At 34.2% G+C, this 11545-nt stretch carries 10 protein-coding genes and 1 pseudogene; 9 read left to right on the top strand and 2 right to left on the bottom strand.

Going from position 1 to position 11545, the window contains the following annotated elements; translation table 11 throughout:
- Positions 1-12: 12 nt before the first annotated feature.
- Positions 13-375 carry a CoA-binding protein gene (locus tag ACXGSQ_RS17105; RefSeq protein WP_458627350.1) on the top strand — a complete coding sequence of 121 codons (363 nt, stop codon included), beginning with the start codon at positions 13-15 and terminating at the stop codon, positions 373-375.
- Here the strand turns inward: ACXGSQ_RS17105 and ACXGSQ_RS17100 are convergent.
- Positions 372-1816: pseudogene (locus ACXGSQ_RS17100) on the bottom strand (sodium:solute symporter). The gene ACXGSQ_RS17105 and the pseudogene ACXGSQ_RS17100 sit on opposite strands and share 4 nt — an antisense overlap.
- Before the next feature lie 167 nt (positions 1817-1983).
- Here ACXGSQ_RS17100 and recR point away from each other — a divergent pair.
- The 3 genes from recR (at position 1984) to ACXGSQ_RS17085 (ending at position 5145) form a co-directional block, all read left to right on the top strand.
- A complete protein-coding gene (recR, locus tag ACXGSQ_RS17095) occupies positions 1984-2601 on the top strand; it encodes a recombination mediator RecR (RefSeq protein WP_458627349.1) in 618 nt (205 codons plus the stop codon).
- 6 nt (positions 2602-2607) lie between these two features.
- Positions 2608-3708: a glycosyltransferase family 2 protein gene (locus ACXGSQ_RS17090; protein ID WP_458627348.1), complete on the top strand. Its 1101-nt coding sequence runs from the start codon at positions 2608-2610 to the stop codon at positions 3706-3708.
- Positions 3709-3798: 90 nt separating this feature from the next.
- Positions 3799-5145 carry a dihydrolipoamide acetyltransferase family protein gene (locus ACXGSQ_RS17085; protein ID WP_458627347.1) on the top strand — a complete coding sequence of 449 codons (1347 nt, stop codon included), beginning with the start codon at positions 3799-3801 and terminating at the stop codon, positions 5143-5145.
- 349 nt (positions 5146-5494) lie between these two features.
- On the opposite strand, the gene ACXGSQ_RS17080 is transcribed toward ACXGSQ_RS17085, so the two are convergent.
- Positions 5495-7699 carry a response regulator gene (locus ACXGSQ_RS17080; RefSeq protein ID WP_458627346.1) on the bottom strand — a complete coding sequence of 735 codons (2205 nt, stop codon included), beginning with the start codon at positions 7697-7699 and terminating at the stop codon, positions 5495-5497.
- Positions 7700-7949: 250 nt separating this feature from the next.
- Between ACXGSQ_RS17080 and ACXGSQ_RS17075 the strand changes: the two genes are divergently transcribed.
- The 5 genes from ACXGSQ_RS17075 (at position 7950) to rpmB (ending at position 11527) form a co-directional block, all read left to right on the top strand.
- Entirely contained in the window at positions 7950-8726 is a 777-nt protein-coding gene (locus ACXGSQ_RS17075; protein WP_458627345.1) for an exonuclease domain-containing protein, read from the top strand.
- 202 nt (positions 8727-8928) lie between these two features.
- Positions 8929-9540 (top strand): fumarylacetoacetate hydrolase family protein, encoded by a 612-nt coding sequence (locus ACXGSQ_RS17070; RefSeq protein ID WP_458627344.1) that lies wholly within the window; start codon positions 8929-8931, stop codon positions 9538-9540.
- On the top strand, positions 9541-9882 hold the full coding sequence (locus tag ACXGSQ_RS17065) for an Hpt domain-containing protein (RefSeq protein ID WP_458627343.1): 342 nt from the start codon (positions 9541-9543) through the stop codon (positions 9880-9882). It abuts the gene before it with no gap.
- Positions 9882-11129 carry a competence/damage-inducible protein A gene (locus tag ACXGSQ_RS17060; protein ID WP_458627342.1) on the top strand — a complete coding sequence of 416 codons (1248 nt, stop codon included), beginning with the start codon at positions 9882-9884 and terminating at the stop codon, positions 11127-11129. Before ACXGSQ_RS17065 ends, ACXGSQ_RS17060 begins: the two co-directional genes overlap by 1 nt.
- Positions 11130-11290: 161 nt before the next feature.
- Positions 11291-11527 carry a 50S ribosomal protein L28 gene (rpmB, locus tag ACXGSQ_RS17055; protein ID WP_458627341.1) on the top strand — a complete coding sequence of 79 codons (237 nt, stop codon included), beginning with the start codon at positions 11291-11293 and terminating at the stop codon, positions 11525-11527.
- Positions 11528-11545: the final 18 nt, after the last annotated feature.

The following is an 11545-nucleotide window of genomic DNA, read 5'->3' as shown; positions in this document are numbered from 1 at the left end:
TATTTTAACATTATGAATAAAAGAACATTAGTTATCGGAGCGTCGTTAAAACCTGAGCGCTATTCTAACATTGCCATAAAAAGATTACGGAGTTATAATCATGAAGTTAAGGCCTTTGGGTTAAAGTCTGGTACGGTTGAAGATGTGTCTATTGATACAGAATTAATGCCGTATAAGCATATAGATACCGTAACGTTATATCTTAATCCGCAGCGCCAAAAACCCTATTATGATTATATTATTGGTTTACATCCTAAGCGTGTAATTTTTAACCCTGGGACTGAAAATCCGGAATTTTATAATCTACTAAAGCAACAGCATATTATGTATGAAGAAGCTTGTACTTTAGTATTACTAAGTACAGGTCAGTATTAAGCCTTCTTTTTTATTAAAAGCAGTCCTAAAAACATAAGTAGGCCATTGTATATTAATATTTCAAATCCAATTTCATGACCGTTAAATAAGTCTTTAGAATATAGGTTTAAGGTGTATGAAATAAGTGGTGCAACAATGGCTACAATCCAAACCAGTTTATCTTTAATTTGATATTTGGTGATTAAGCCAAAAGCAAATAGGCCTAATAATGGTCCATAGGTATAACCGGCAGCTTTAAAGAGTTCCCAAATCACAGAGACATCTTTAAAAATTAAGTCGAATAACAAGATTACCAAAACAAGTAGTACACTAAAACCAATATGCACGCGTTTTCTTAAGCCTTTTCTTTTGGCTTGGGGTTTATTTTCAATATCTAAAATATCAAAGCAAAACGATGTGGTTAATGAGGTTAACGCCGAATCTGCACTAGAATACGCAGCCGCAATTAAACCGAGTAAAAAGAATGCCGAGGTTACAATTCCTATTTCAGGAAGCATTGCTATAGTTGGGAATAAATCATCTTTAGAAGCTGTAATACCATTTGTTGCAGCATACTGTGTTAACATTAATCCAAGGACTAAGAACAGGATGTTGACAAAAATGAGAACCACACTAAAGGTCACCATGTTTTTTTGCGCGTCTTTTAAATTGCGACAGGTTAGGTTTTTTTGCATCATGTCTTGATCTAAGCCTGTCATGGTGATGGTAATGAATATTCCAGACAAGAAACTTTTCCAAAAATATTGTGAATCGTTGCCGTCTTCAAAAAAGAATACCTTACTGAGGTTGCTTTCTTTGGTATAAGTTATAAGTTCTCCAATACTGTTTAAATCTAAAGCAGAGGCTAAAAATACAATTGTAACAACAACAGAAACTAACATAAATAAGGTTTGAAGTGTATCTGTAAAAATGATTGTTTTTATACCTCCTTTAAAGGTATAGAGCCAAATTAAGGCGATTGTAATTATAACTGTAATGGCAAACGGAATATCAAAAAGATCAAAGACTAAAAGTTGTAATACTTTAGCGACTAAGAATAAACGAAATGCCGCACCAACAGTTCTAGAGATTAGAAATGCTACTGATCCTGTTTTGTAACTAACGCTACCAAAACGGTCTCTTAGGTAGGTGTATATTGATGTGAGGTTTAATTTGTAATACAGTGGTAATAACACGTAGGCTATAATTAAATACCCAAAAAAGTAACCAAAAACTACCTGTAAATACCCAAATTGTTTGGCCTCAATGGCACCTGGGACAGAAATAAAAGTTACACCAGATAAGGAGGCTCCAATCATTCCAAAGGCTACTAAATACCATGGCGCTGATTTGTTTGCCTTAAAAAAGCGGCGTTAGAATCTTCTTTTCCAGTGAAATAAGAGATTAAAATAAGTAAAGCAAAGTAACATACAATTAATATCAGTATTGCTATTGGAGACATGAGAATTAAATTTTAGTATAATTTATGAAAGTAGTGCATTTGCAAAAAACGAGGGGCTTAAATTAGAATTAATTATGAAAAAAATAGCGAACAATTGCTAATTAACTCTAAAATAGACTTTTATTACAACTACCTTTTTATGTGCAAAAATCAGTACCTTCGCGCTTATGGAATTTTCATCAAAACTCTTAGAAAATGCAGTGAATGAGATGTCGCAATTACCAGGGATTGGTAAGCGTACAGCATTGCGTTTAGTGTTACATATGTTGCGTCAACCAGAACATCAAACCTTTCAATTAGCAAATGCGCTGACAAAGGTGAGGGCTGAAATTAATTTCTGTAAATCGTGTCATAATATTAGTGACCAATCGCTTTGTGAAATTTGTTCAAATCCTAACCGGAATAACGAATTGATCTGTGTTGTTGAAGATATTAGAGATGTTATGGCTGTAGAAAACACGAGCTCTTTTAAAGGCTTGTACCATGTTTTAGGTGGGAAAATATCGCCTATGGACGGTATTGGGCCACAAGATTTAAACATTTCGACCTTAGTTGAAAAAGTAAAAACAGGAAAAGTTAAAGAATTGATTTTTGCTATGAGCCCAACCATGGAAGGTGATACAACCAACTTCTATATTTTTAGACAAATACAAGCGTACCAGGTTGCTACCTCTACCATAGCTAGAGGAGTTGCGTCAGGTAACGAATTAGAATATACCGATGAAATTACTTTAGGTCGTAGTATTATAGACCGTGTGCCTTTTGAGGCCTCTTTAAAATCATAAGTGCCATTGAAGTTATCCGTAATCATATTAAATTATAATGTACGCTATTTTTTAGAATTATGTCTAAAAAGTGTAGCGGCTGCAATTGCTACTATTGATGCCGAAATTATTGTCGTAGATAACAACTCTTCAGATGATAGTTGTGCTATGGTAAAAGAACAATTTCCTTCTGTAAAATTGATAGCGAATAAGGAGAATTTAGGATTTTCAAAAGGAAATAATATTGGAGTGGCGCAAGCAAAAGGCGACTACCTCTGTATTTTAAATCCGGATACTGTAGTTGCAGAAGATACGTTTACTAAACTTTTAGATTTTGCAGAAACTAAAACAAATCTTGGGATTGTTGGGTGCCAGCTCATAGATGGAAAAGGGAAATTTCTTCCAGAAAGCAAACGTAATGTACCCACGCCAAAGGTTTCTTTAAAGAAAGTTTTAGGTGATGCTAGCGATTATTATGCGAATGATGTTGCCGTTGATGCTATAGGAACTGTTGATATTTTAGTAGGCGCTTTTATGTGGCTTAAGAAAACGGTGTATGAAGCTGTTGGTGGATTTGACGATGCTTATTTTATGTATGGTGAAGACATTGACTTATCGTATAAAATCAAAAAAGCAGGATATGATAATTTTTATTTTGGTGAGACCACTGTAATTCATTTTAAAGGAGAAAGTACATTAAGAGATGCTAAATATGCCAAACGGTTCTACGGTGCCATGCAAATATTTTATAAAAAGCATTTTAAGCAGAATTTGGTGTTTAACGCAGTGGTTTGGTTAGGCATTAAAATGGCTTATTTAATGCGAAAGTCTCCAGAAGAAACCAAAGCAAGACAAAATCAGTCTTATATTTATGCAACACATATAGATTCAACTTTCGCAGATCAATTACCCCAACCCACCCAAATTGAAGCCTCAATACTGCGTACTATTAAAAATAATAGTATGCTTGTTTATGATTTTAAGATGTTGACTGCGAGTGTTGTAATTGCTGATATGAAACTAAAATCGAAACAAGGTAATATTGTTTTTAGATTTATTCCAAAAAACAGTAAATTTATCATCGGAAGTGATAGCGCAATTCATAGAGGCGAGGTTCTACACTTCTAGAATGTATTTCTTGAATAAAAACCAATAAAACATGTATTTTTTTAGTAATTTTGCACGCGATTAGCAAATAAGGACCTACAAATTATAGATATGGCAAAGTTTGAACTTAAGTTACCTAAAATGGGAGAGAGTGTTGCAGAAGCAACTATAACCTCATGGCTTAAAGATGTTGGAGATACTATTGAAGCAGATGAAGCTGTTTTGGAGATTGCTACCGATAAAGTCGATAGTGAAGTTCCAAGTGAGGTAGATGGCGTTTTAGTTGAAAAACTATTTAACGTTGATGATGTTGTACAAGTTGGACAAATTATAGCGGTAATAGAAACTGAAGGTGGTGATACTGTAGAAGTGAAAGCACCAGCAGCAAAACCAGAACCTGTAGCTGTTGAAGTCGCAGCTCCAAAAGCAGTTGCAGAAGTGGTAGAAACCGTGGTGGCGGCAAAAACAGCAGTGACACCAATAGTGTCTACTGAAGGTCGTTTTTATTCTCCTTTAGTAAAAAACATAGCAAAACAAGAAGGTATTTCTCAAGCGGAATTGGATGCAATTCCGGGAACAGGAAAAGACAACCGTGTGACTAAAAACGATATTAAAGCGTATTTAGAATCTCGTAGTTCTGCACCAAGTTCTGCCGTTGCGCAAGATGCGGAAACACCAGTAGCAGCAGTTAAAGCTCAAGAAAAGCCAAAAGCAGAACAGTCGGTTGTAAAACCAGTGATAACTGCTGGCGGAGATGAGGTGATAGAAATGACTAGAATGGGGAAACTCATTTCAAAATATATGGTAGATTCAGTACAGACCTCTGCACATGTGCAGTCGTTTATTGAAGCTGATGTGACTCGTATTTGGAATTGGAGAAAGAAAGTTAAAGATGACTTTATGAAACGTGAGGGTGAAAATTTAACCTTTACTCCAATTTTTATGGAAGCTATTACGAAAGCTTTAAAGGATTTTCCAATGATGAATATTTCCGTACAAGGAGATAAAATCATTAAAAAGAAAGCGATTAATCTTGGTATGGCAGCAGCCTTACCAGATGGAAATTTAATTGTTCCTGTTATTAAAAATGCCGATCAGTTAAATTTATTTGGCATGGTAAAACGTGTTAACGATTTGGCTAATAGAGCGCGTTTAGGGAAATTAGATCCGGATGATATCCAGGGAGGTACATATACTGTAACTAATGTTGGTACTTTTGGTAGCATCATGGGAACCCCTATTATCAATCAGCCACAAGTAGGTATCTTAGCTTTAGGAGCTATTAGAAAAACACCTGCTGTTATAGAAGGACCAGAAGGAGATTATGTTGGTATTCGTTATAAAATGTATTTATCACATTCTTACGATCACAGGGTTGTTAACGGAGCATTAGGTGGACAGTTTGTTAAAGCTGTTAAGGATTACTTAGAAGGTTGGGATAAAGATAGAGAGATATAATGCCGTCTAAAAAAACAATTACCAACAAAACGAGGTCTAAACTTATTGAAGTAGGTCAGGTTATTTTGTATTGGTTAGGTGGAATTATTCTTATATCAGTTTGTTCTATGATTTTATATTACTTAGTCTTACTTGTTTTGATTTTTGTAACGTAAACCTATAGGATGTAAACTATTGAATTAAAAAAAAGCACAGTTTTAGAACTGTGCTTTTTTTATTCACGGATGGAGTGATTTCTGTAACAACCGAATTGCTTTAAAAAATAGTATAAGCTATTTTATACCGCTTAAGTTATGTGTTATTGTGCTTTGAGATTTCAAGTTGAATCATAGAACAATTTAGGTAGGCTCTATCCTTGGGCTCTTTTATTGAGATTGTAGGCGAGTGTTTTTAGGAATTCGTTAATTTTATAAGGTTTTACAATAGCGTCATCAAACTGCGCTTCTTTAAAACGATTATCTTGTTCGTTTTGTGTTACGGCCGTTAAGGCAATAATGGTTATTGGTAATTGAAGTTCTCGGATTCTTTTTGTCGCTTCAATGCCATCCATCACCGGCATGTGAACATCCATAAGAACTATGTCGTATTGGGTTTGCATTATTTTATCGATACCTTCTTGTCCGTTATTGGCAACATCTACTAAAATATTGTGACTCTCTAGCGTTTTTTTGGTAACTAAGAGGTTGATTGTATTGTCATCTACAACTAAAACTCTTTTGTTTTGAAGCATGTCTATCGATGTCTTGTCTTCGATATTTTTATTGGAGTGTTCTTTTTTTGCTAGGCCAACTTTGATTTCGAAATAGAAATTAGAACCTTCACCAACAGCACTTTTGAGTTCTATTTTAGACCCCATGTCAAAAAGTAATTTACGTACAATGGTGAGTCCTAGTCCTGAGCCTTGAAAATGACCTTGATGTTTTAGTTGCCCGAATTCTTCAAAGATTTTTTTCTGGTCAGTCTTAGAGATGCCTTGGCCGTTATCTATGACTTCAAATTTTAGCTTTAAATTGTTTTTTGTCTTTTCTATTAGAGTAACAACCAGTTGTACTTCGCCTTTATTGGTAAATTTTAAAGCATTACCAAGCAAATTAATTAAGATCTGCGACATTTTTGTCTGATCGCCTTTTATCCAATTAGGGATTTTGTTGTCTAAAGCTATTGTAAGGTTATTGTTGGTTTGGCCTGTGATGTATTCTAGAGACTCTTTTATATTATTTAATAAATCTTTAAGGTGAAAGGCCTTAGTTTCTAATTCATTTTTTTCATTAGAATCCATTTTATTTAAAGTCAATACGTCATTTACTAAATTGAGTAAGTAGTCTGCAGAAAATTTTAAGGATTGTAATTCTGTTTTATGAGATTTTAAATTTTTATCGTTGTTAAGTACAGTGCTTAATCCAATAATTCCATATAAGGGTGTGCGTAACTCGTGGCTCATTGTAGATAAGAAACGCGATTTTACTTCTGCTAATTTTTCAGATTCTAGTTTCGCTTCTAAGTATTCTTGATTCTTAATCTTGAGTTCATTGTTAAGTTTTCTTCTGTTTTTTGTCACTTTTAGAAGGTAGATTAAAAGGCCTAAAAGGAGTAATGAAACTAAGATACTGCCGATTAATAGATCTTTTTGAGCTTCGGATTTCTCAATCACTAATTTGCTTCTCAATTCTTCATTTTCAAGTTCTTCTTGAATTTGCGCACTTTTTAAACCCGCTGTTAAAATTTTTGCCGATTTCTCAATTTCTTCTTCACGTCTAGCAAGCGAAAGACTGTCTTGTATTTTACCAATCTCGTAAGCTTTTTTATAATCTTCTTTTTTTACAAGGCAATTAATATAGCCTTCATAGCTTTGTTTTAAGACATCGATATAGTTTGTTTCTTTAGCCATGCGTATGGTTTGTTGGTATAAACCTGCGGCTACATCGTAATCTTTATTGTAAAACGCATAATGCGACTTAAGTAAACTAATACCTGTTTGCCCTAATTTAAAATCTTTGGCCACATTTTCTTCAGCAGCATCTATATAAGGCTTAGCTCCAATAGGATCGTTAAGTTGGTTAAAATGGATATCAGCAATATTATAGTTGAGTATAAAAAGCGCCATTTTATTATTTTGCTTTTCAGCTAGGGGTAAGGCTTGTTCAAAAGAATGTATAGATTCCATAGCGGAGCCAAACGCTAAATAGATATTACCTAGGTCTATTTTTGCCCCTACAATGGCTGTAGTGTCTTTTAGTTGTTCTGATAATTTATTATTTTTTTGAGCGTATGTAATAGCTTTTATTGAATCATTTAAATGAAGGTAAGAATTGGCTAAGTAACTCTGGATATTAAAAACTTCGAGAGGAAGCTCATTTTGGTCAACAATTTTTAAAATTTGGCTGGCATTAAGAATTACAGAGCTGTAGTTTTCTTCATAATAATCAGCTATCATTACGTTTTTTATGGAATCAATATGACTTGTGATTTCAGATTCGGAAGCGTCTAGGGTACTAGCATTGGTGTCATTTGTCTGTTGGGCATGCCCTCTCCAAACGAGTAAAAGTAATAGCATGGAGGAAAGTAAAAATCGCATTGTTGGTCGACAAAATGTTTTATTGTCCTACAATAATACTGAAATTTATTGTTCTAACTGTGGGTATTTTATAATATTAATAGCGGAATGCTTTGGGGGTAGCGTTTAGTTTTTTTTGATAAAAAAGAAAAGTAAATTACTAAAGTATGGTTCTATATGTTATAGGTTTTTTTAAGCAAATCGGTCTTTATAAAAGAATCTAATTACCTTTGTAAAAAATAAATACGTCATGCAACTCAACCTAATAAAGCCTATCTGTTTTTTCGATTTAGAAACTACAGGAATCAATATCTCAAAAGATAGAATTGTAGAAATTTCAATCTTAAAAGTACATCCTAACGGAAAAGAAGAAGCTAAAACATGGCTTGTGAATCCGGAGATGCCAATTCCTGCAGAGGTTACAGCAATTCATGGTATTTCAGATGCAGATGTTGCAGATAAGCCTACCTTTAAGGCTTTGTCTAAAGAGATTTATAACATGATTAAGGATTCGGATTTAGGGGGCTTTAATTCTAACCGCTTTGATATTCCGCTTTTAGCCGAAGAGATGTTGCGAGCCGAAATAGATTTTGATATGAAAAATACACAATCTGTAGATGTGCAAACCATATTTCATAAAATGGAACAGCGTACTTTAGTGGCTGCTTATAAGTTTTACTGTGATAAGGATTTAAGTGATGCTCACAGTGCGGAAGCAGATACAAAAGCAACTTACGAAGTTTTAAAGGCGCAATTAGACCGCTACCAAGATTTAGAAAATGACACTAAGTTTTTAGCAGAATTTAGTTCGCGTAAAAAGTTTGCTGACTTTGCTGGTTTTTTAATCTTTAATAAAGACGGAGAAGAATGTTTTTCATTTGGAAAGCATAAAGGAAAACGCGTTATAGATGTTTTAGAGCAAGAGCCTGGTTATTTTGGTTGGTTGTTAAATGCCGATTTTCCACTCTATACTAAAAAAGTTTTAACAGCAATAAAGTTACGTCAATTTAATAATAAGTTGAGTTAGTGAAAAGTGAAAAGTTAAGCGTAAAAAGTTGTTTTTCGTAAGTTTTTTCGCTTGAATAAATTTTACATTTTTGGGCTTTCATAAGAAAAATAAGAGCTATATTTATTAAGTGTCTTTAATTTTTTTAGATAAAACAGAGCAAAGCACCAAGAATCAAAAATCAAGAACCAAGAATCAAAAGCTAATACCCAACAGCTAACAAATGAAACTAATCTGTATAGGTCGCAATTACACCGACCACATTAAAGAACTAGAAAATGAAAAACCTACAGATCCTGTGGTGTTTTTAAAACCAGACACGGCCATTCTATTAAAGAAGCAGCCGTTTTTTATTCCTGATTTTTCGGATGATGTGCATTATGAAGTTGAGGTTTTGGTGAAAATCAATAAAGTAGGGAAGTATATCGATAAGAAATTTGCACATAAGTATTATGATGAAATTGGACTCGGAATTGACTTTACAGCGCGTGATCTCCAAGCGCAATTAAAAGGCAAAGGCTTACCATGGGAAAAAGCCAAAGCCTTTGATGGTGCTGCGGTTATTGGGAAATGGTTACCTAAAACAAAGTTTCAAGATATTAATAATATCAACTTTAGTTTAAAGAAGAATGAGGCGTGCGTTCAAAACGGAAATACAGAATTAATGTTATGGAAAATTGATGAACTCATAGAATATGTGTCAAAATATTTCACTTTAAAAATTGGAGACATTATATTTACGGGCACACCAGCAGGAGTTGGCAAAGTTTGTGCAAACGATCAGTTAAAAGGATATCTTGAAGACGAGGAAATGTTTTCAATAAAAATAAAATAAATGTCAAAATATTATCAATTACACCGGGTACGAGAAATGGCTGATAACGATGAAGATTTTGTCTTAGCTATAGCGGCCGCTTTTATAGAAGAAGTACCAGAAGATGCTGAACGTTTAAGAACAGCAGTCCCTGCAAAAGATTATAAAGAAGTGTACCAAGCAGCACATAAAATGAAACCTACAATTGATTTATTTGAATTAGGCGTGTTAGACACCTTAATTGAAGTACAAGATTGGGGGAAGTTTGAGAAATCGGATATGAATGTCGATGAACAACTTCAAATTGTTTTAACCGCTGTAGAAAACGCTACCAATGAAATAAAAGCTGATTTCAATCTGTAATGCAAGCCGAAATTATTACCATAGGAGATGAGATCCTTATTGGTCAGATAGTAGATACAAATTCCGCATTCTTAGGAAAAGAATTCAATAAATTTGGGATTTCAATTTATCAAATCACATCTGTTCAAGATGAGAAATCACATATTCTTAAGGCTTTAAAAGAGGCTGAAGAAAATGCGGATATCATCATTATTACAGGTGGATTAGGACCAACTAAAGATGACATTACCAAACATACAATTTGCGAATACTTTAATGACACTTTAGTAGAAGATAAAGCGGTGCTAGCTAATGTAGAGCAGATTTTTGCTAAATATAGTGCGGCTCCACTTTTAGAGGTTAATAAGCAGCAAGCTTTAGTCCCTACTAAGGCTAAGGTACTTATGAATCATAATGGTACAGCGCCAGGTATGTGGTTAGAGAAAAACGGAAAAGTGTTTGTGTCGCTTCCGGGAGTGCCCTATGAAATGAAGGCTTTAATAACCGAGCAGGTTATTCCGAACTTAAGAACCTTATTTAAGTTTCCTTATATAATGCACAAAACAATTTTAACCTATGGTTTAGGTGAGAGTGCATTAGCCGAGCGGATTGAAAAATGGGAAGATAATTTACCTAGTTTTATAAAACTGGCCTACTTACCAAGTTTGGGACGTGTGCGTTTGCGTTTATCGGGCAAGGCTGCAGATCGATCTACTGTTGAGAACGAAATGGAAAAGCAAGTTAATTTGCTTTTACCACAAATAGCGGATATTTTTGTTGGCTATGAAGAAGATGGCTCTATAGAAGCCATAATAGGGAAACGATTAACAGAAACACATAAAACACTAGCGGTAGCAGAAAGTTGTACAGGTGGTCGTATTTCACAAGCATTAACCATAAATGCAGGAGCGTCAGCCTATTTTAAAGGCAGTGTTGTGTCTTATGCAACAGAATATAAAGTAAAGGTTTTAGGGGTTTCTGAAGCTGTTATTAGGAAGTATTCTGTTGTTAGTAAGGAAGTGGCAGAAGCCATGGCACAAAAAGTGAGAACGTTGTATCATAGTGATTATGCTATAAGTACTACGGGAAATGCAGGCCCAACAAAAGGAGATTCGGATGCAGAGGTTGGAACCGTATGGATTGCAATTGCTTCAAAAGATAAGATTTATTCAGAAGTTTTTGACTTTGGAAACCATCGAGAGAAAGTCATTATAAGAGCTACAAATAAGGCTTTTGAAATGCTTCAAAAATATTTTTTGAAAAAGTAGAGTTTTATGTTTGTTGAAACGTAAAGTTTTATTAAATTTGCACCCTGTTTAAAATATCCATGTTCGGATTTTAGATTCTTATTGAACTTAATTTGAAGGATGTCCTTTAAAAGCAATACGAATTAACAGAATAATAATTATAGACCTAAAGAAAGAAAACAATGTCAAGAGTTTGTGAACTTACTGGGAAGAAAGCGATGGTTGGAAATAATGTTTCTCACGCTATGAATAAAACGAAACGCAAGTTTGATGCAAACTTGATCAAAAAACGTTTTTACATTCCTGAAGAAGATAAGTGGGTAACATTAAAAGTTTCTACATCTGCATTAAAGACTATCAATAAAATTGGTATCGCTGCAATGTTAAAAGAAGCTAAAGCAAAAGGATTTTACAAATAATAGCGTTAGCGCTTAAGT

It is taken from the genome of Winogradskyella sp. PC D3.3 (genome assembly GCF_054366245.1).
Note: the sequence above shows the minus strand (reverse complement) of the source record. Positions and strands in the feature narration are given on the sequence as shown.